This is a genomic window from Pseudomonas sp. GW821-FHT01E10, from assembly GCF_059422365.1.
In genome coordinates, this window is the sequence record NZ_JBWKWT010000004.1 from 366098 (window position 1) to 384512 (window position 18415).

The 18415-nt window shown below is 59.1% G+C and carries 23 protein-coding genes and 2 pseudogenes; 24 read left to right on the forward strand and 1 reads right to left on the reverse strand.

Going from position 1 to position 18415, the window contains the following annotated elements; translation table 11 throughout:
* The first annotated feature begins 90 nt into the window (after positions 1–90).
* From AC07V0_RS10665 to AC07V0_RS10720, 12 genes and pseudogenes are all read left to right on the forward strand, one after another.
* Positions 91–921, forward strand: a complete 831-nt coding sequence (locus tag AC07V0_RS10665; protein ID WP_495019558.1) for a GPO family capsid scaffolding protein — start codon at positions 91–93, stop codon at positions 919–921.
* 42 nt (positions 922–963) lie between these two features.
* Positions 964–1971, forward strand: a complete 1008-nt coding sequence (locus AC07V0_RS10670) for a phage major capsid protein, P2 family (protein ID WP_495019559.1) — start codon at positions 964–966, stop codon at positions 1969–1971.
* 11 nt (positions 1972–1982) lie between these two features.
* Positions 1983–2681: a phage terminase small subunit gene (locus tag AC07V0_RS10675; RefSeq protein ID WP_495019560.1), complete on the forward strand. Its 699-nt coding sequence runs from the start codon at positions 1983–1985 to the stop codon at positions 2679–2681.
* A 104-nt stretch (positions 2682–2785) separates the two neighbouring features.
* Positions 2786–3247 (forward strand): head completion/stabilization protein, encoded by a 462-nt coding sequence (locus tag AC07V0_RS10680; protein WP_495019561.1) that lies wholly within the window; start codon positions 2786–2788, stop codon positions 3245–3247.
* A complete protein-coding gene (locus AC07V0_RS10685) occupies positions 3247–3459 on the forward strand; it encodes a tail protein X (protein WP_495019562.1) in 213 nt (70 codons plus the stop codon). Before AC07V0_RS10680 ends, AC07V0_RS10685 begins: the two co-directional genes overlap by 1 nt.
* Positions 3460–3504: 45 nt before the next feature.
* Entirely contained in the window at positions 3505–3828 is a 324-nt protein-coding gene (locus AC07V0_RS10690; RefSeq protein ID WP_223569374.1) for a phage holin, lambda family, read from the forward strand.
* Entirely contained in the window at positions 3825–4667 is an 843-nt protein-coding gene (locus tag AC07V0_RS10695; RefSeq protein WP_495019563.1) for an N-acetylmuramidase domain-containing protein, read from the forward strand. Before AC07V0_RS10690 ends, AC07V0_RS10695 begins: the two co-directional genes overlap by 4 nt.
* The gene (locus tag AC07V0_RS10700) at positions 4664–4870 is read left to right on the forward strand and encodes a hypothetical protein (protein WP_495019564.1); all 207 of its coding nucleotides are present in this window, start codon (positions 4664–4666) and stop codon (positions 4868–4870) included. Before AC07V0_RS10695 ends, AC07V0_RS10700 begins: the two co-directional genes overlap by 4 nt.
* A complete protein-coding gene (gene lysB, locus AC07V0_RS10705; protein ID WP_495019565.1) occupies positions 4867–5310 on the forward strand; it encodes an Rz-like lysis system protein LysB in 444 nt (147 codons plus the stop codon). The genes AC07V0_RS10700 and lysB overlap by 4 nt, the downstream gene beginning before the upstream one ends.
* Positions 5225–5410: pseudogene (gene lysC, locus AC07V0_RS10710) on the forward strand (Rz1-like lysis system protein LysC); the annotation flags it as partial. The gene lysB and the pseudogene lysC, both read left to right, overlap by 86 nt.
* Positions 5407–5886 carry a phage tail protein gene (locus tag AC07V0_RS10715; RefSeq protein WP_495019566.1) on the forward strand — a complete coding sequence of 160 codons (480 nt, stop codon included), beginning with the start codon at positions 5407–5409 and terminating at the stop codon, positions 5884–5886. The pseudogene lysC and the gene AC07V0_RS10715, both read left to right, overlap by 4 nt.
* Positions 5879–6337: a phage virion morphogenesis protein gene (locus AC07V0_RS10720; protein ID WP_495019567.1), complete on the forward strand. Its 459-nt coding sequence runs from the start codon at positions 5879–5881 to the stop codon at positions 6335–6337. Before AC07V0_RS10715 ends, AC07V0_RS10720 begins: the two co-directional genes overlap by 8 nt.
* A gap of 3 nt (positions 6338–6340) precedes the next feature.
* Here the strand turns inward: AC07V0_RS10720 and AC07V0_RS10725 are convergent, their stop codons facing one another.
* Positions 6341–6985, reverse strand: a complete 645-nt coding sequence (locus tag AC07V0_RS10725; protein ID WP_495019568.1) for a hypothetical protein — start codon at positions 6983–6985, stop codon at positions 6341–6343.
* A 173-nt stretch (positions 6986–7158) separates the two neighbouring features.
* Between AC07V0_RS10725 and AC07V0_RS10730 the strand changes: the two genes are divergently transcribed.
* From AC07V0_RS10730 to AC07V0_RS10785, 12 genes and pseudogenes are all read left to right on the forward strand, one after another.
* Positions 7159–7749: a phage baseplate assembly protein V gene (locus AC07V0_RS10730; protein WP_495019569.1), complete on the forward strand. Its 591-nt coding sequence runs from the start codon at positions 7159–7161 to the stop codon at positions 7747–7749.
* Entirely contained in the window at positions 7746–8090 is a 345-nt protein-coding gene (locus AC07V0_RS10735; RefSeq protein ID WP_495019570.1) for a GPW/gp25 family protein, read from the forward strand. The genes AC07V0_RS10730 and AC07V0_RS10735 overlap by 4 nt, the downstream gene beginning before the upstream one ends.
* Positions 8087–8998 (forward strand): baseplate J/gp47 family protein, encoded by a 912-nt coding sequence (locus AC07V0_RS10740; RefSeq protein ID WP_495019571.1) that lies wholly within the window; start codon positions 8087–8089, stop codon positions 8996–8998. Before AC07V0_RS10735 ends, AC07V0_RS10740 begins: the two co-directional genes overlap by 4 nt.
* Positions 8998–9555: pseudogene (locus AC07V0_RS10745) on the forward strand (phage tail protein I); the annotation flags it as partial. The gene AC07V0_RS10740 and the pseudogene AC07V0_RS10745, both read left to right, overlap by 1 nt.
* Positions 9556–9800: 245 nt before the next feature.
* Positions 9801–12014: a phage tail protein gene (locus AC07V0_RS10750; RefSeq protein ID WP_495019572.1), complete on the forward strand. Its 2214-nt coding sequence runs from the start codon at positions 9801–9803 to the stop codon at positions 12012–12014.
* Between the two features lie 20 nt (positions 12015–12034).
* Entirely contained in the window at positions 12035–12856 is an 822-nt protein-coding gene (locus AC07V0_RS10755) for a hypothetical protein (RefSeq protein ID WP_495019573.1), read from the forward strand.
* Between the two features lie 62 nt (positions 12857–12918).
* On the forward strand, positions 12919–13338 hold the full coding sequence (locus AC07V0_RS10760; RefSeq protein ID WP_495019574.1) for a hypothetical protein: 420 nt from the start codon (positions 12919–12921) through the stop codon (positions 13336–13338).
* Positions 13339–13496: 158 nt separating this feature from the next.
* Positions 13497–14666 (forward strand): phage tail sheath protein, encoded by a 1170-nt coding sequence (locus AC07V0_RS10765; protein ID WP_495019575.1) that lies wholly within the window; start codon positions 13497–13499, stop codon positions 14664–14666.
* Between the two features lie 56 nt (positions 14667–14722).
* Positions 14723–15238: a phage major tail tube protein gene (locus tag AC07V0_RS10770; RefSeq protein WP_305426064.1), complete on the forward strand. Its 516-nt coding sequence runs from the start codon at positions 14723–14725 to the stop codon at positions 15236–15238.
* A gap of 54 nt (positions 15239–15292) precedes the next feature.
* A complete protein-coding gene (locus AC07V0_RS10775) occupies positions 15293–15622 on the forward strand; it encodes a phage tail assembly protein (RefSeq protein WP_305426062.1) in 330 nt (109 codons plus the stop codon).
* A gap of 8 nt (positions 15623–15630) precedes the next feature.
* Positions 15631–15750: a GpE family phage tail protein gene (locus AC07V0_RS10780; RefSeq protein ID WP_041752072.1), complete on the forward strand. Its 120-nt coding sequence runs from the start codon at positions 15631–15633 to the stop codon at positions 15748–15750.
* Positions 15740–18412 carry a phage tail tape measure protein gene (locus AC07V0_RS10785; RefSeq protein WP_495019576.1) on the forward strand — a complete coding sequence of 891 codons (2673 nt, stop codon included), beginning with the start codon at positions 15740–15742 and terminating at the stop codon, positions 18410–18412. Before AC07V0_RS10780 ends, AC07V0_RS10785 begins: the two co-directional genes overlap by 11 nt.
* The last annotated feature ends 3 nt before the right edge of the window (positions 18413–18415 follow it).

Below are 18415 nucleotides of genomic sequence, written 5' to 3' on the forward strand. Positions count from 1 at the left end.
AGTCCCGCCTCGTTGCCGCAACTCGCGCGCGTCACGACCATGCCCCTCATTGCAACGCAATTAGCGCCCAACGCATTGAGGATTCCCGGCATGAAGAAATTCCGCAGCAACTGGTTCCGCGTCGCCGTCGAGGGCGCTACCTCTGACAAGCGCACCATCAAACGCAACTGGTTGGAACAGGCGGCGAAGAACTTCAATCCGTCCACCTACGGTGCCCGCATCTGGCTGGAGCACTACCGCAGTGTGCTGCCGGACAGCCCGTTCAAGGCCTACGGTGACGTGCTCGCGGTGAAGACCGAAGAGGTGGACATCAATGGCCAGAAGAAGCTGGCTCTGTTCGCCCAGATTGAGCCGACGCCCGACCTGATCGCCATGAACAAGGCCAAGCAGAAGGTCTACACCTCAATTGAAATCGACGACAGCTTCGCCGACACCGGTGAGGCCTACATCGTCGGCCTGGGGGTGACGGATTCCCCGGCCAGCCTGGGCACCGATGTCCTGGCGTTCTCAGCCCAGAAACCTGACGCCAGCCCGTTCAAGGATCGCCACTATTCAGCAACCTCGATGTTCACCGAGGCGGTCGAGACCGAGCTGACGTTCGAAGAAATCGAAGAGAAGCCCGGCATCGGTGCCCAGCTCTTCAGCAAGGTGCAAACCCTGCTCAAAGGCAAACAAGCCAAGGACGACACCGAGTTCGCCCAGATCAGCGAGGCCGTCGAAGCCGTGGCTGAGCACGTCAAGGATCTGCCCGAGCAACTGGCCGCCGAGAAAAAATTCTCAACGGGCCTGCAAACCCGACTGGATCAACTGAGCAAGGACTTCACCGAACTGAAGGACAAGCTCTCCACCACCCAAGACCACAACCAGAAGACGCGCCCTCCGGTAACCGGTGGCGATAACCAGGTCATGACCGACTGCTGAAGCCGGCCCACCCCAAGCCCCGAATAACGAAGGACGACATCCATGCGCAACGATACCCGCAACCTCTTCAACGCCTACCTCGGCCAGTTGGCCAAGCTGCACGGCGTGCCGAACGTGACCACCAAGTTCGCCACGGCGCCGAGCGTCACCCAGACGCTGGAAACCCGCATGCAGGAATCCAGTCAATTTCTCAGCGCAATCAACATCTACGGTGTGACCGAACAGATGGGCGAGAAGATCGGGATGGGTATTGGCGGGCCGAACGCCGGCACCACCGACACTACCCAGAAGGATCGTGAAACGACCGACATCACCACTCTGGATGATCGCGGATACTTCTGCTCGCAGACCAACTTTGACACTCACCTGCGCTACAGCAAGCTGGATGCCTGGGCCAAGTTCCCCGACTTCCAGGCACGTATTCGTGACGCAATCCTGAAACGCCAGGCACTGGACCGCATCCTGATCGGCTGGAACGGTACCAGCCGCGCGGCCACCTCCAACCCGGCAACTAATCCGTTGCGCCAGGACGTCAACATTGGCTGGCTGCAAAAAATGCGTATCGAAAACGCGGCGCGGGTCATGGATGAAGTGACCGAAGGCTCCGGCAAGATCACCATCGGCGCTGGCAAGAACTTCGCCAATCTCGACGCTCTGGTCTTCAGCATGGTCGAGGAATTCATCGCGCCGTGGTACCAGGAAGACCCGGATCTGGTGGTGATCTGCGGTCGTCAGCTGCTGGCCGACAAGTATTTCCCGATCATCAACAAGGACAACGCGCCGACTGAAATGCTGGCCGCCGATATCGTCACCAGCCAGAAGCGCTTGGGCAACCTGCCGGCGGTGCGTGTGCCCTACTTCCCGGCCCGCGGTTTGCTGGTAACCAAGCTCGAAAACCTATCGATTTACTGGCAGGAAGGCAGCCGTCGCCGCACCGTCCTCGATAACGCCAAACGCGACCGCGTCGAGAACTACGAATCGGTCAACGACGCTTACGTTATCGAGGACCTGGAATGTGCGTCCCTCGCTGAAAACATCGAAATCGCGTAAGGCAGACGACCATGACTAACCCCTGCCGTCGCCACTTTCAGCGCGTCACTGCCGCCATTGAGGCGGCAGCGACCGAGCCGACCCAAACCATGGCCGGTGCTACCGCATACGAGCATCAGCTGAACCAGTTGCTGCAAGATCGCCTACGCCTGAAACAGGTCCAGTCGAACCAGGGCAAAGCCGAACTCAAACGTCAGTTACTGCCCGACTACGTGCCCTATGTGCAAGGCGTGCTGGAGGCTGGCCAAGGTGCGCAGGATGAAGTGCTGACCACGGTGATGGTGTGGCGCATCGATGCCGGCGACTTCATCGGTGGCCTGGACATCGCTGAGTACGTGCTGAAACACAAGATGGTCATGCCCGACCGTTTCGCCCGCACTTTGGGTTGCCTGGTCGCGGAAGAAGTCGCGACGGCCGCGTTCAAGGCCCAAAAAATCAACGAGTCGTTCGACCTGGCCATCTTGCACCGCACCGCAGAACTGACCGAAGCCGAAGACATGCCCGATCAGGCTCGCGCCAAGCTGTTCCTCGCCACTGGCCGCGCCACCCTGGAAAACATCACCGAAGAGCTGCCAGGGCAACCCGGACAGGTACAAGCCGGCATCGATTTGCTGAAGAAAGCCATCGACCTGCACGACGCCTGCGGTGGCAAAAAGGATCTGGAGCGCGCCGAACGCCTCCTCAACAAACTCGCTGCCCCCGGCAGCTAATCGAGCGTCCCCACGCACCCCGCCGGCTCGGGGCGGATCGGCTAGGCCGCTCCTCCTGAACGTGAAACCCCGACCACCGGCGACCTATTGCAGAGCGCAGTTCCATGAGCGGATTCGTAGCGGGCGGCACTGCGCCGACCGAGCACATCAACACCGATCCATTCTGGCCATCAATTGACCTGGACAGTGTGCGCGGCACCCTGCGTCTCGATGCCAGCGTCACTCCGATCAGACTGGAAACCGCGACCATCGCCGCCGCCATCAGCGTCAACCGGGAGTTCACCCACTGGCGCTTGGATAAGCAGGCCGCTGGATACGCCACCCTCGCCGACGTCCCGGCGGACAAAGTTAAAGACGTGTCGCAATACATCCACCTGTACCAGCGAGCCATTTACGCCGCGACCGGTGCGGAAATCTGCGAGCGTTACCGCTCCTACGACAGCACCAACAGCGGCAACCAGAACGCCAATGAACTCACCCCGAGCATCGACGAGTTGCGCCGCGACCAGCGCTGGGCGGTGCGTGACTTCCTCGGCCTCGGTCGCTCCACCGTGGAGCTGATCTGATGGCCGTCATTGTCCGCGCCCATCAAAACGACACCGTCGACGCACTGTGCTGGCGTCACTACGGCCGCACGGCGGGTGTCACTGAGGCAGTGCTCGAGGCGAACCCTGGTCTGGCGGATCACGGCCCGATATTGCCCCAAGGCCTGGCCGTGCAAATGCCCGAAGCCCAAACGCCCGCCCCTCAACGGCAGATGGTGAACCTATGGGACTGATCCACCCGCACCGCGTCCTTGAAACCACTCACTCTGGACCATGGAATGAAACGCATGCCTGACCGTCCCGATACCTGGGCCTGGCTCGCCGCCTGGCTCGAACAGAACTGGCCAACACTGTACGCCGGCATCCTGGCCCTGATCATTGCCGCCCTTCGGATCATGTACGGCGGTGGCACATTGCGGCGCATGGCGATCGAGGCCCCTCTATGCGGTGCCTTGGCACTCGCCGCCAGTCACGGCTTGTCGTTACTGGGTATTCCGGCATCCACCGCGCCTTTTTTTGGCGGAGTCATCGGCTTGCTCGGTGTCGAAGGTACTCGCGCCGCAGCAAGGAAGTTTTTCACCCGCAAGGTAGAGCAACTATGACCACACTTCGCCACGGCGACCGTTCGCAAGCGGTGCGCGTCCTGCAAAAGAATCTGAACAATCACGGCGCCAAGTTGATCATCGATGGTGATTACGGTGACATCACCGAGGCCGCCGTACGCGCTTATCAGTTGAAAGTCGGCCTGGTCGCCGATGGCATCGCCGGCAGCAAGACCCAAGCAATGCTGGCCGGCAATGATTGCCAGCAATTGCTAAAGAACGCCGACCTGGTCAACGCCGCGCAACGTCTCGATGTGCCGCTGGCCAGCGTCTATGCGGTCAACGAGGTTGAATCGAAGGGCAATGGCTTTCTCGACAATGGCAAGCCGGTGATTCTCTTCGAGCGGCACATCATGTACCGCCAGCTGTCGAAGGTTCGACAGGAAGGTGATGACCCCGCCGAACTCAAGCATCACGCTGATCAACTCGCCGCTACCAACCCGGCCATCGTCAACCCGAAAGCCGGTGGTTATGCCGGCGGCACCGCCGAACATCAACGCCTGGCTACTGCTCGCCTGATTGATAACACCGCCGCACTGGAGTCCGCTTCCTGGGGCGCGTTCCAGATCATGGGTTTCCACTGGCAGCGCCTCGGCTATGCCAGCGTGCAGGACTTCGTCACGTCCATGAGCACGAGCGAAACACAACAATTCGATGCCTTCGTGCGCTTCATCGAAACCGACCCAACTCTGCACAAGGCTCTGAAGGCTCGCAAATGGGCTGAATTCGCCAAACTCTACAACGGCCCCGACTACCAGCGAAATCTGTACGACATCAAGCTTCAGCGCGCGTACGAGCGGCACGAAGGTTGCGGCTGCGGTCAGGCGATGGCGGCATGATCGATCTCGACGCAGTTCAACGGTTGAAGGTGCAGGATGGCGAACTGCTGGTGGTACCGGAGAACACCGAACAGGAAGGTATGGAGCAACTGGCCGAGGCTCTGCACTTTCTGACGCCAGGCTGCAAAGTCATCATCATTCGCGGCCCACTGGAAAAGATGGACGTCGGTGCCATGAACAAACTGGGCTGGTACCGCGCATGAGCACCCTGCGCCAGGTCCTATACGGCATCGCCCTATTTGGTGCCCTGGCGTTGCTGATCTGGGGTCAGGAGCAACGCATCACCGTAGCCGACAAAAACACAGAGCTGGCAACCAAGGATGCGGACGCAGCTCGCGAAGAGTCCGGCCGCAACCTGTCCACCGCCAATACCCTCCGCACCACCCTGCAACAAGAACGCGATGCCCAAGCCCGCCTGCGTATGCAGCAGGAACAGTTGCGCCAAGGCCTGGCAAAACGCGAACTCACCATTGAGGTCCTGAAACGTGAAAATGCCGAACTACGCGACTGGGCTGGTCAACCTTTGCCTGATGCTGCTCGCCGGTTGCGCGAGCGCCCCACCCTCACCGGCGCCGACGCTTATCGTCAGTGGTTGTCCGGCCGTGGTGCCCTGCACTCTGCCGGCGACCAGCCCACACAGTAACGGCGACCAACTCAGCGACCAGGACCGCGTCGAGGCTGCTTGGGCGGAATGCGCGGGTCAGGTCGACATGGTTTACCAGCATCAACAGGCCAACCCATGAACAAACCCGAAAGCCTGCGCGCTCATCTGTTGGCCACCGTTGCCGAACTCAAACACAACCCCGAGCGGCTGCTGATCTTTATCGATAACGGCAAAGTCCGTTGCACTGCTGCGGCCAGCCTCTCGTTCGAATACAGCTTCGCCCTGCAAGTCATCCTCACCGACTTCGCCGGCCACCCCGACAACGTCATGTTGCCCCTGCTCGGCTGGGTAAGCGTTCATCAATCCGAGCTGCTGGAAAACCTGAACAAGTCCGCTGCCGGTATCCAGTTCGAAGCCGACATTCTCGACAACAGCAAAGTGGACCTCAGTCTGACCTTGCCGCTAACTGAACGCGTGGTCGTAGGTAAAGACGCCGAAGGCAAAACCACCATCAGACACCCTGGTGAACCTCAGCGAGTCGCGGCGTTTCTCGATCCGGGTTGGATTCCCGGCGACCAGGGCACAGGTAGTGAATGGGTAGTCCCGAATGACTAACAGACTGGAAGCGCTAGAGGATTGGGCGGCCGGTTTGCTCGGGCAGCTGGAGCCTGCATCACGCAACAGACTTGCTCGAAGCCTCGGTCAGACATTGCGTCGCAGCCAGCAGCAACGAGTGATCGCCCAGCGTAACCCGGATGGCAGCAAGTACACCCCGCGCAAGCAGCGCAATCTGCGCGGTAAACAGGGACGGGTGAAGCGGAAGGTTCAAATGTTCCAGAAGCTACGCACAGCTAAGTTTCTCAAGGCTCAGGGCGACGGCAACGCCATCAGTGTCGAGTTCACAGGACGCATTGCGCGGATAGCTAGGGTCCACCAGTACGGATTGAAGGATCGCGCCGAACGACGTGCACCAGATGTAAAGTATGAAACACGCGAGCTACTTGGCTTCACAGATGTAGACCTTGATCTAATTCGCGATGGCCTCCTTGCACACCTAACAAACTAAAAATCAGCCACGAATGGATTTTCTGTGGAGATAAGGTAATAAAAACTTCTCCGCCTCTTCTCTTGCATCACCAACCTCCATAATTATTTTATCCCCACCATCACCGGATTTTCTATAAATAAAGCTCTGTAAAATAGCAGTCTCTTCAGAGTCATGGAGCAAATAGGACGAAGGGTCTTGCAACTGTGAAAGGTAATTATTAACAGCGTCAATTGGCTGTCTGAGAGCTCGTTGGTAAGGGAGAAACGCACCATTTACCTTCGCCCCCATTACCACACGAGCTTTGAGCAACGCGTCAGAGAACTCATCCAAAGATTTTGAGTATGCTATCAACCTGGCACGATAGGCATGAGATTCAGAAAGCCTCCATCGTTCACCGGCAGTAGTATGTTCCAGTTCCTCGGCAGTAAAGACCCTATCTTCAGAAGCCGATACAGGTGAAAGCAACCTCATGCAAGCCCGCGAGGCACTATGACTTTGATAGACGAGAGACTTTGTTACCTCGTAGAGTTCCTTACCAACTAAATCTCTCTTCCAAATCCGAACACCATAAATAGCTATGCAAGCCGTCACCACTGCAGCAACAGCAATCACAGCATCTTTAACTATTGGTGCAAGCACCGCCAAGTTTTCGAGGTTAATTTCCATATATAGCCCTATTTCCACAATTGGAGTAGATCATGTTGCATAAAAGCTGAAGGCAATGCCAGCACGATCTGATGCGTTATTTTTTCGCAACTCGTGGGTAGAGCACCTGTAGCAAACAGCCCTACAGGTCAAGAAAGCTGCACATATGCGCGCGCGACGCCACCATCGGCACCATGAACGACTTCGCCACCCTCGCCCGCCTGATTGAAAACCTTATCCGCTTCGGTACCGTCGCCGAAGTCCAGATGAAGCCCCCGCGTGTGCGTGTAAATACCGGAGCGCTGACCACTGCCTGGCTGCCCTGGGTCACTTTGCGCGCCGGTGCAGACAAGGAATGGGACCCGCCTACGGTCAACGAGCAAGTCATTCTGTTCAGCCCATCGGGGCAACTGGGTAACGGCATCGCCCTGACCGGCATTTTCAGCGATCTCAATCCGGCCAATGGCGATCGCCATGGTCTGCACCGCCGCACCTATCACGACGGCACCGTCATCGAGTACGACAGCGTTGCTCATCACTTGAGCGCCGTACTGGTGGAAGGCGGTACCACGAACCTAATCAGCTCCGGCGGTATTCACATCGTCGGATCGATCACCCACGAAGGCGACTACACGCAGACCGGCAATTACACCCAGGAAGGCAATCAAGCCATCTCTGGAAAAGTCATCGTCTCGGAAGATGTGGTCGCCGCCGATATCAGCTTGGTCAACCATCCGCACGGCGGCGTGATGTCAGGCAGCGGCAAGACGGGGAAACCGGAATGAACCGAGAAACCGGCGCCGCGATCGACACCGTCGAGCATATCGTCCAGTCGACCACCGACATCCTAACCACTCGCCTCGGCACCCGCGTGATGCGTCGGGAGTACGGCAGCTTTCTGCCGGAGCTGGTCGACCATCCGTTCAATGACGTCACCCGTCTGCGCGTCTATGCCGCCACCGTCATGGCCCTGATGCGCTGGGAACCCCGGATCACCCTCAGTCGCGTGCAATTCATGGGGGCCACATTGCAAGGCCAGACGGTGATGGACATCGAATGCAGCCGGGTCGACACAAACGAGTCGTTGAGTCTCAGCGTGCCATTGCAGTTGGGGGCCAGCGTATGAGTACCTTTGCCGCCATCGACTTGGCTCAGCTGCCGGCCCCGCAGATCGTCGAACAAATCGATTTCGAGCAAATCCTTGCCGAGCGCAAGGCCTACGCGATTAGCCTCTGGCCAGTCGAAGAACAGGCCGAAATCGCTGCGCGCCTTGCGCTCGAATCGGAACCGCTGACCAAGCTGCTCGAGGAGAACGCCTACCGCGAGACCGTCTGGCGTCAGCGTGTCAATGAAGCGTCCGTTGCCAACATGCTGGCTCTGGCGAAAGGCACTGACCTCGAAAACATCGCGGCGAATTACAACGTCGCACGCCTGGTCGTTCAGGAAGCGAAGCCCTCCGCGATACCGCCAATCCCTCGGGTAATGGAGAGTGACGACAGCCTGCGCGAGCGTGCACAAATGGCCTGGGAAGGACTCAGCACCGCAGGCTCGCGCAACAGCTACATCTTTCATGCTCGCTCTGCAGATGGCCAAGTGGCTGACGCAACCGCAGAAAGCCCCACACCAGCCGCAGTGGTGGTGATCGTGCAATCGCTGTTAGGCAACGGTGCCGCCTCCCCTGCACTGCTGGCCAAGGTCAAGACCTACCTGAGTGACGATGATCGCCGCCCGGTCGCTGATCGACTGACCGTTCAGGGCGCCGACATCATCAACTACCAGGTGACAGCCAAGCTCTACATGCTGAGTAATGGTCCCGAGAGCGAGCTTGCTCTTGCCGCGGCTAAGACCAGCCTACTGAAGTTCGTGAGCCAGCGACGTCGCCTCGGGCTTGAAGTGTCCGAATCCATCGTGCACGCCTCGCTGCACGTTGAAGGCGTGCGCAAAGTCGTGCTGCAAGATTGGCGGGACATCGTTGCCAGCCCCTACCAAGCCCCCTTTTGCACGGATATCGATTTGTCCCTGGGGGTTGAGTAGTGACCGCTCAAGCCCTGCTCCCGCGCAACGTCACCCCGCTAGAACGCCAGGCCGCCCAAGCCTTGGCAGACATCCAGCGCGTGCCGATTCCTTTGCGCCAACTGTACAACCCGGATCTGTGTCCGCCCCACCTGCTGCCCTACCTGGCTTGGGCTTTCTCGGTTGATCGCTGGGACCCTCGATGGTCCGACGCAGCCAAGCGCACCGCTATTCGCGCGTCGTTCTACATACATGCGCGCAAAGGCACCCTCGGTGCACTGCGCCGCGTGGTCGAGCCTCTGGGCTACCTGATCGAGGTGGAGGAATGGTGGCAGACCGTGCCCGAGCGTGAGCCGGGCACCTTTGCGCTGAAGGTCGAGGTTCTGGATACCGGTATCACCGAAGAAATGTACCAGGAGCTGACCCGGCTCATTGATGACGCCAAGCCGGTCAGCCGGCACATGACCCGCCTCGCCTTTGGCTTGGAAACCACAGCCACCCTCTGGTTCGGTGCCTGCGTTGTCGAGGGCGAGGTCACCACGATCTACCCGTTGCAGGTCACGTTGCTGGAGCTCACCTGCACGGCTCGGGACGCGGCGAGCGTCGCGGTAACCGCCGATATGACCACGCTTTACCCGCTTCAACCCACATTGCTGGAGCTGCATGCCTATCCCGCCCGGGAGGCGGTCGGCGGTGATTCTGGCGAGCAAACGACTATCCACCCCCTGCACGTCACAGCCCTGGAACAACAGGCCGAACCGGCCTATCAGTCCATCGCTGCGGACGCGGGTGAATTGACCACTATCTACCCGTTGGAGGCGTGATGGCAGCGCAAGAGTTTTATACGATTTTGACCAAGGCCGGCATTCAATATGAAGCCGACTGTAAGGCCACCGGCAAGCCAATCAAGCTGGTCAAAATGAGCGTCGGTGACGGTAACGGCGCCACCTACAACCCTGTGGATACGCAAGTCGCATTGAAGCGTACGGTCTGGGAAGGCAGCTTCAGCAACCTGTATCAAGACAAAACAAACACAGCCTGGTTGGTGGTCGAGGCGATCATTCCTCAAAACGTCGGTGGCTTCTGGATTCGTGAAGTGGCCGTCTGGACCGACACCGGCGTGTTGTACGCCATCGGCAAATACCCTGAGTCGTTTAAGCCGCTCATTGCCACCGGCGCCGGTCGCGAAATCAACATTCGCACCATCTTCACCACCAGCAATGCCGACAACGTGACGTTGATGCTCGACGGCTCGGTCATTCAGGCAACCCGTGCCTGGGTGAAAGAGTTTGTCGAAGTTGAACTGGCCAGCATTAAAAAGGACCTGTCGGCCGAACATGCAGAAGGCAAAACCCATAACTACCCGCTGACCAATTTCATCGAAACAGACTGGGTCGCCGAGTCGAGCCAGTCGGAATACCTGGCTGAAATTTTCCGGACCTTTGGCCAGTCGGGGGTTTTGGGCAGTCGCCAATACGGCTCTGCCGGGACCGAGTCGTTCAACCGCACGTTCGACGGCGCTTACTCGGCCATCAACCTGCACAACCATCCCAACCTGCTGGCCACTCCGGGGTTGGGTGAAATCGCGGCCATGATCAACGGCCACATGGTCAGGACGCGGCACAACGACTACCGCCTGCGCAGCGCTGCGCCGGGTAACTACCTGGCAATGGTGGACATTGCGCCACCATCAGCCCCCACGTCAGTGAATGCGGCGGTCGGCATTCCGGCGAAGGTCGCAGAAATGCGCGAATACTTTCGGGCCTTTGCTGCGCGGGATACCGAAATTCGCGACTACCGGCCCCATTTTCGCTGGAACCTGTCGGTGCTGGAAATCTGGCCGGAACTGTTGACCGACGAGGTGAACGACACCTTTGAAAGCTTCCGCCATCTGGAGGAAATCAACGGCTATCGAGACCTGTTGTCGCGCACCTTGTTGATGGGTGCCACCGGCTTCAGCGGTCGCAATGAAAACGGGTCGTTTATCCCCGGCTCGGTGCGCCAAGTGTCCAAGACTGGGCGGCCGCAGTACGTAGCCTGGCGCTACCGCATATCGGTCGCAGACGTGGGCAGTGTGGGGGATTACCCCGTGGACAAACTCGTGACCCCGCTCGATCTGCCGTTGCAGCGTTGGCACGCAAACCTGACGGGGCCACAGGTGGCAACAAGCCGCCGTCAGCGGTGGCGTATCAACCGTGAGTTGTCGGCTGATCCGACCTGGGGCGCGTACAACGAATCCCCAACCATCGACCTACTGGATGAACTGATGGCCAAGGTTCCAGGGCTGAACGGCGCCGGGGCGAACTTGGTCGAGCAGTACACGGATAGCGGCGTGGTGACCAAGCTGACCAAGTGGGACAGCGCCGAGCTGCTGAACGCGGCTTACTACAACCGCCGGTATGGGCACGAGCGTAATGCCAGCGGGCGCACCAAGGGCTTGCGTAGTTACAACGATCCGACGCTGTTCGTCGCGTCCAATACCCGCCCTGAGGTGGCGTCGTTTGCGGCGGATGGTCAAACCTATCGCAACAGCTATGCGATTCCGTTGGAGTTGATTTTGCGCACGCCGCTGGAAGGTTGGAACCCTTACGGCATTGCCACGGTAAACGCCACGGCCGGCGACGGTGCCACCGCGCAGACCGCCTGGACTGGGCGCAGCGATAGCTCTCGGCACTACATCACGCCGGCCGAAATGTTCTCTGACACGGTGTTAGATCCCGATCCGGCGGATACCGGGGCGAGCCCGCGCTGGGTGTTGGATAGCACCGGAACGCCTCGACTGGTGCGGGCGTCTGGCATCTACGCGGTGCTGCCGAAAGTCGAGGGCGCTGGCGGCCTGGTCCTGCGTTACCCGGTCTATCCGATGTACCACGAAGGGGGCTGGGCGGCAGCAGCGGTCGACGCCTTGGCGGGCGACTGCACCACCAGCCTGGTGAATTTGATGCGTGGACACATGATGCAAAAAGACTCGATCACAGAAATGAGCGAGTCGATCCGGGTGCTTAAAAACGAAGTTTCGCAACTTAAACAGAAGTAAGCAGGGGAATCATTATGGGCATGTCGGCACTGCTGGCTGAGGCTACTCGCCTTGTTGGAATGTTTCAGGACAAAGAGAAGGGCATTAACACCGCTGTAGCTGCTGCCGTTAGTGCAGTTCCGGTGATGAGTAAGATTTATTATGTCAACGCTATTACCGGTGATGATGCTGCCGGCTTGGGGGACAAGCTCAAGCCGTTCAAAACGATTGCAAAGGCCGTGAATGCCATCCCTTATGGAGGCGGTGGCTATATCCGGTTGTTTGGTCATGAGCATGTGATCGACAGTTTGATTTTCGTAATTTCCAAGAACATTACGATTGCGGTGGCCGAGGGTGAGACGGTCATGCCAATCCTGCGAAACGTGTGCATTCCGGCTAACGGTGCAGACGGTTCGGGGAACCTGGATAACTCGACCACTGGCTTTATGATGGACAGTTCTACTGTCGTCCTGGATAACCTGCGCATTCGCACGGCCAACTATGTGAAGCCCGAGTCAACGACGAACAACGTCTACACCGGTTTATTCCGGCGCTACGATCGACCGCTGGGCATGATTCATCTGTCTCGTTGTGAAGTTGAACTGGGTGATACCTCGCTTTCTCGTCATACCATCAACGGGCAAACCGGTATTGTTTCGTTGTACTCGAACAAGATCAGTCGAGTGGGCCCTGTCGTTAAGAACACGCCATTAATCGAAACGGCGGGCACTCCGATTATTTTGTCTGCGCAAAATAATACGTTGCCGGCTGGCGCTAAATGGTCGGGTGATTATTTGACTGGCGTTGTTTTTGACTCTAACGGCGCGCCTAGAAGTGTCGTCAGTAACTTGGTTCTTGGTTGATTCGGTGACTAATTATGCGACTTAACTTTACATATGATGGGCAATTTTATTCGGCGTTTACCGTGGAGGACGCACTAGCAGCGGGGATACCGGTGTCAGTGCTGGCCGGAGCTGCTGCGGAGGATGTCCAGAAAGGGATTGATGCGGCCGTGGCGCAGGCCCGCGCACGCAACGCCACGCGGATCGATGGCCAGGACTCCATGTATTTGCTCAAGGCGAACGAAGCCGAGCGCTATATCGCGGCTGGCTCGCCGGCGGATGCCAGCGACTATGTGTTGCTCAAGGCCGAAGCCGAGGCGTTGCAGATCACCCCGCAGGCGCAGGCGACCCGGGTCATTGAAGCCCGTGATTCCTGGCTGACGGTGGCCGCACGCATCGAGGCAGCCCGCATCGGCGGCAAGGCGTCCCTGACTGAGCTGGCGACCGTCGAGGCGGTGGTCACGGCTGGCGAATTGGTTATCGCCGAGCTGAACGCGATTTAACCCCTACCCTGCTGAAACCCTGGGCCGTGAAAGCGGTCCAGCAACCAGGTCAGCACTTCTCCCTGTAATCCCCGCTCTCACAATCCCCAGTGCTCGCCGATCAGGCGCGCACGCGGCAGCCTGCGCACTGTCATCCCATTCACTGCGCAGGCAAACCCATGGCCGATTATCTCCACGGCGTGCGGGTCATCGAACTCAACGACGGCACCCGCCCCATCCGCACCATCCCCACCGCCGTTATCGGCATGGTTTGCACGGCCGAAGACGCTGATGCCACTGCTTTCCCACTGGACACACCGGTTCTGCTGACCAACGTGCAATCCGCGATTGCCAAAGCCGGTACCAAAGGCACGCTGGCAGCATCTCTCCAAGCCATTGCCGACCAGACCAAACCCTATGTGATCGTGGTGCGTGTCAAAGAAGGGGCGACGGAAGCAGCCACCACCAGCGCCCTGATTGGTACCACCACCGCCGATGGCAAATACACCGGCATGAAAGCCTTGCTCGCCGCCAAGGCCAAGGTCGGCTTGGTGCCACGCATTCTCGGGGTACCTGGTCTGGACAGCCAACCGGTGGCCAGCGCCCTGGTCGCTATCGGTCAGCAATTGCGCGCCTTTAACTACGTCAGCGCCTGGAACTGCAAGACCAAGGAAGAAGCCGTCGCCTACCGCGAAAACTTCGGCGCCCGGGAAGTCATGGTTATCTGGCCGGACTTCCAGAACTGGAACACCACCACCAACGCAACCGCAAAGGCTTCCTCTGTGGCTCGCGCGCTGGGCCTGCGCGCCAAGATCGACCAGGAGGTGGGCTGGCACAAAACGTTGTCCAACGTTGCGGTCAACGGCGTGACCGGCATCAGCGCCGACGTGTTCTGGGATCTGCAAAACCCCGCCACCGATGCCAACTACCTCAACAGTAACGAGGTCACCACCCTGATCAACGAGGGCGGCTTTCGCTTCTGGGGCAGTCGGACGTGCAGCGACGATCCGTTATTCGCTTTCGAGAACTACACCCGTACCGCGCAGATCCTCGCCGACACCATGGCCGAGGCGCAGATGTGGGCTGTGGACAGGCCCATGCATGCCTCTCTGGTGCGCGACATGATCGAGAGCATCAACGCCAAGTTCCGCGAACTGGTCACCGCGGGCTACCTGATTGGCGGCAGCTGCTGGTACCCGGATGACATAAACGACAAAGACAGCCTGAAGGCCGGGAAGCTTGTTCTCGATTACGACTACACACCGGTACCGCCGCTGGAAGACCTGACCCTTCGGCAGCGCATCACCGACCGTTACCTGATCCAGTTCGCCAACAAAGTTAACAGCTAAACCGGGGCTCCCCGTGAGGGGAGTCACCCCGAGTCAGTACACCGGAGAACACCGCCATGGCCATGCCTCGCAAACTCAAAAACATGAATCTGTTCAACGACGGCAACAGCTACCAGGGCGTTGCCAAAAGCGTTACCCCGCCCCCGCTCGGTCGCAAGATGGAAGCCTATCGCGGCGGCGGTATGAACGGACCGGTCAAGGCGGATCTGGGCTTCTCCGATGATGGCATTCAATTCGAATGGAAGACCGGTGGCCTGGACCTGATCGCGCTGCGTCAGTTCGGCACTGTAAATGCTTCGGGTGTGCAGCTGCGATTCGCCGGTTCGTTTCAGCAGGACGACACCGGTGAAGTCAGCGCCGTGGAGATCGTCGTACGCGGCCGCCACGAAACCATCGAAATGGGCGATGCCCAGCCCGGTGAAGACACCGAACACAGCATCACCACCACCTGCACCTACTACAAGCTGATCGTCGATAACGAAGAAATCATCGAGATCGATCTGCTCAATTTCATCGAGAAGGTTAACGGCGTCGACATGCTGGAAAAACAGCGCGCCGCCATCGGCCTTTGATCCGCCCCGCCGTGCTCAATCGAGGACGGCCTACCCTGAAATCTGGAGCCTTTCATGAACCCTGAAGACACCGTAGAAGCATTACCGCCTGTCGATGACAACACCGTCACCCTCGATTCACCGATCAAACGCGGCAAGACCACCATCGACACCCTCACCCTACGCAAACCAGCGTCAGGCGAGCTGCGCGGCGTCCAGCTGGTTGAACTGTTGAACATGGACGTGGCCACTCTGATCAAGATCCTGCCACGCATCACCAGCCCAGGCATTACCGCCCCGGAAGCAGCCGGAATGGACCCGGCCGACCTGCTCGCCTGTGGCAGCAAGATTTCCGGTTTTTTGTTGCAGAGGTCGGTGAAGACGGACGCATCCCTCGTTGCGTAGAGGACGCCATGGCCGACCTGGCTGTGGTTTTTCACTGGGCGCCAGCGGACATGGATCAGTTGGGCCTGCAAGAACTGATGGACTGGCGCGAGCGCGCCAGGGTGCGGAGCTCCACCGATGGCGAATGATCTAAAACTTCAGGTATTGCTCAACGCCATCGACCGGGCGAGCGGTCCACTGAAGGCCATCAACAATGGCAGCATCGGCGCCGCACGCGCCCTCAAGGATGCTCGTGACCGCCTCAAGGAGCTCAACACACAGCAGAAGGATGTCAGCGCCTGGCGTACCCAGCGCGCTGCGGCCGAACAAACCGAGCAAGCTCTCGGCGCCGCCCGCGACAAGGTTCGGGCACTCAGCCAGCAATTCGCTGCCACCGGTGTGCCGACCAAGGCCATGGCCAAAGATTTCCGCACCGCCGTGCGTGAAGCACAGAAACTTAAAGAACAGCACCAGCAGCAGAGTGAACAGCTCCAGACGCTACGCACGAAACTGTACAGCGCCGGCATCAGCACCAAGGACCTCAGCAGCCACGAGCGCCAGCTGCGCGAACAGATCGGAGCCACCAACGCCAGTATCAGCGAACAGGGCAAACGCCTAGTCGCCCTGAACGCGCAACAAAAACGCCTGGCGATCGAACGCAGCAAGATGGAGAAGACCCAGAACCTGGCCGGCAACATGGCCATGAATGGCGCCGCCGGACTGGGTTCGGGTTATGCGGCAAGCCGCCCCATCGCCAAAGCCATTGGCGCCTTTGCGCCGAACGAAGACTCAGCCACACAACTGAAAGTGTCGATGATGGATGGCAATGGCAAGGTCGCTGAGGACTTCCAGAAAATCACTGACCTTGCCACCAAACTGGGCGACCGATTGCCCGGCACCACGGCCGATTTTCAGGAAATGATGACGATGCTCCGGCGCCAAGGTCTCAGCGCCCAGAGCATTCTCGGCGGTACCGGCGAAGCAGCGGCGTACCTGGGCGTGCAATTGCAAATGCCAGTGGCCGAAGCCGCCGAATTCGCGGCCAAGATGCAAGATGCCACCCGCACCTCCGAGAAGGACATGATGGCGTTGATGGATACCATCCAGCGCGGTTTTTACTCGGGCGTTGACCCGACCAACATGCTCCAGGGCTTCAGCAAAATTTCGCCGGTATTGGACACCATCAAAAAATCAGGCATCGATGCGGCCAACGAGCTGGCACCGCTGCTGGTCATGATGGATCAAACAAGTATGGAAGGCGGCGCCGCCGGCAACGCCTTCCGGAAAATCTTCCAGGCTGGGCTGGATAAGGATGGTGTAAAGGACGTCAACAAAATCCTGGAAATCGAAGGCAAAAAAATCCGCTTCAAGTTCACCGACGACAAGGGCAACTTCGCCGGCCTGGAAAACCTGTTTGCCCAGGTCGAAAAGCTTAATACGCTGAACGATGAAGACCGGACCGCGACCATGAAATCGCTGTTCGGCGATGACTCTGAAACGATTACCACCCTGAACACCATGATGAACAAGGGGCTGGCAGGATACAGGGAGATTCAGCAGAAGCTTCAGAACCAGGCCGACCTGCGCAAGCGCGTCAACGAACAGCTCGGCACCCTCACCAATGTCATGGAAGCCGCCGAAGGTAGCTTCACCAATGCCATGGCCGAATTCGGCGCCGCCGTTGCGCCCGATCTGAAAGAGCTGATCAACACCCTGGGCGAAATCGCCAATAAGGTCGGCTCCTGGGCTCGAGAGAATCCGCAATTGGCCGGCGGCTTGGTCAAAGTCGTGGCGTTGGTGGCCGGTCTGTCGATTGTGTTCGGTGGTCTGGCACTGACCTTGGCGAGCCTGCTCGGTCCCTTCGCCGTGGTTCGCTACGGCATGGCCATGTTCGGTGTACAGAGTGGCGGTACGCTGAGGATCATGCAGAAGCTGGCCCCCACCCTGACCGGCCTGGCGCGCAACGCTTTCCCCATGCTTGCGCAGGGGATTCGGACGGTGGCCAGTGCCCTGGGCGGTGTTCTGCTGACCGCTTTGCGCACTGTGAGCATCGCGCTTTGGGGGCTCGCCGCGAACCCGGTGGTACTCACCATCGCTGCGGTTATCGCAACGCTCGCAGGTGCGGCTTACCTGGTCTACAAGAATTGGGACGCGGTGAAGCTCTATTTCACCAATGCTTGGACCGAGATCAAGGCCGGCTTCAGCGGTGGCATCGGCAGCATCCTCAACACCCTGGCCAACTTCAGCCCGGTTGGCTTGATCTACCAGGCGTTTGCCGGCGTGCTGAGCTATCTGGGCGTGGATTTGCCAAGCCGCTTCACCGACTTCGGCAACATGATCGTCAACGGCCTGGTCAACGGCTTGTTTGCCGGCATGGGGCAAATCAAAGGCGCCATCACCTCGATTGGTGATTCAACGATTGGCTGGTTCAAGGAAAAGCTCGGCATCCATAGCCCGTCACGCGTGTTTGCGGAATTGGGTGGCTTCACCATGGCCGGCCTCACCCAAGGCTTGGAAGATGGTCAGAACGGCCCGTTGGGTGCAATGGCTGATATGAGCAAACAACTCACCACAGCCGGCGCCATGGCGTTGGGCACAGCCTCAACGCCTAGGTTAACGGTCGATACCCGTGCCCCCATCAGCAACGCTGGCAGCTCTGTTTATGACAGCCACGACACCTACGAAATCCACATCCCGGCAACGCCTGGAATGGACCCGCAAGCAATCGCCCGTGCCGTGCGCGCAGAGCTCGCCCGCATCGAAAGCGAAAAGGGCGCTCGCAAGCGCAGCAAACTCTCTGACCTGGAGTAAATA

Coding starts and splice junctions, on each gene's coding strand:
- AC07V0_RS10700 (WP_495019564.1), top strand. CDS start 4,664: ATGATCGATCTCGACGCAGTTCAACGGTTGAAGGTGCAGGATGGCGAA.
- AC07V0_RS10685 (WP_495019562.1), top strand. CDS start 3,247: ATGGCCGTCATTGTCCGCGCCCATCAAAACGACACCGTCGACGCACTG.
- AC07V0_RS10755 (WP_495019573.1), top strand. CDS start 12,035: ATGTCGGCACTGCTGGCTGAGGCTACTCGCCTTGTTGGAATGTTTCAG.
- AC07V0_RS10765 (WP_495019575.1), top strand. CDS start 13,497: ATGGCCGATTATCTCCACGGCGTGCGGGTCATCGAACTCAACGACGGC.
- AC07V0_RS10720 (WP_495019567.1), top strand. CDS start 5,879: ATGACTAACAGACTGGAAGCGCTAGAGGATTGGGCGGCCGGTTTGCTC.
- AC07V0_RS10680 (WP_495019561.1), top strand. CDS start 2,786: ATGAGCGGATTCGTAGCGGGCGGCACTGCGCCGACCGAGCACATCAAC.
- lysB (WP_495019565.1), top strand. CDS start 4,867: ATGAGCACCCTGCGCCAGGTCCTATACGGCATCGCCCTATTTGGTGCC.
- AC07V0_RS10725 (WP_495019568.1), bottom strand. CDS start 6,985: ATGGAAATTAACCTCGAAAACTTGGCGGTGCTTGCACCAATAGTTAAA.
- AC07V0_RS10735 (WP_495019570.1), top strand. CDS start 7,746: ATGAACCGAGAAACCGGCGCCGCGATCGACACCGTCGAGCATATCGTC.
- AC07V0_RS10750 (WP_495019572.1), top strand. CDS start 9,801: ATGGCAGCGCAAGAGTTTTATACGATTTTGACCAAGGCCGGCATTCAA.
- AC07V0_RS10670 (WP_495019559.1), top strand. CDS start 964: ATGCGCAACGATACCCGCAACCTCTTCAACGCCTACCTCGGCCAGTTG.
- AC07V0_RS10775 (WP_305426062.1), top strand. CDS start 15,293: ATGAACCCTGAAGACACCGTAGAAGCATTACCGCCTGTCGATGACAAC.
- AC07V0_RS10675 (WP_495019560.1), top strand. CDS start 1,983: ATGACTAACCCCTGCCGTCGCCACTTTCAGCGCGTCACTGCCGCCATT.
- AC07V0_RS10785 (WP_495019576.1), top strand. CDS start 15,740: ATGGCGAATGATCTAAAACTTCAGGTATTGCTCAACGCCATCGACCGG.
- AC07V0_RS10730 (WP_495019569.1), top strand. CDS start 7,159: ATGAACGACTTCGCCACCCTCGCCCGCCTGATTGAAAACCTTATCCGC.
- AC07V0_RS10740 (WP_495019571.1), top strand. CDS start 8,087: ATGAGTACCTTTGCCGCCATCGACTTGGCTCAGCTGCCGGCCCCGCAG.
- AC07V0_RS10770 (WP_305426064.1), top strand. CDS start 14,723: ATGGCCATGCCTCGCAAACTCAAAAACATGAATCTGTTCAACGACGGC.
- AC07V0_RS10780 (WP_041752072.1), top strand. CDS start 15,631: ATGGCCGACCTGGCTGTGGTTTTTCACTGGGCGCCAGCGGACATGGAT.
- AC07V0_RS10665 (WP_495019558.1), top strand. CDS start 91: ATGAAGAAATTCCGCAGCAACTGGTTCCGCGTCGCCGTCGAGGGCGCT.
- AC07V0_RS10690 (WP_223569374.1), top strand. CDS start 3,505: ATGAAACGCATGCCTGACCGTCCCGATACCTGGGCCTGGCTCGCCGCC.
- AC07V0_RS10715 (WP_495019566.1), top strand. CDS start 5,407: ATGAACAAACCCGAAAGCCTGCGCGCTCATCTGTTGGCCACCGTTGCC.
- AC07V0_RS10695 (WP_495019563.1), top strand. CDS start 3,825: ATGACCACACTTCGCCACGGCGACCGTTCGCAAGCGGTGCGCGTCCTG.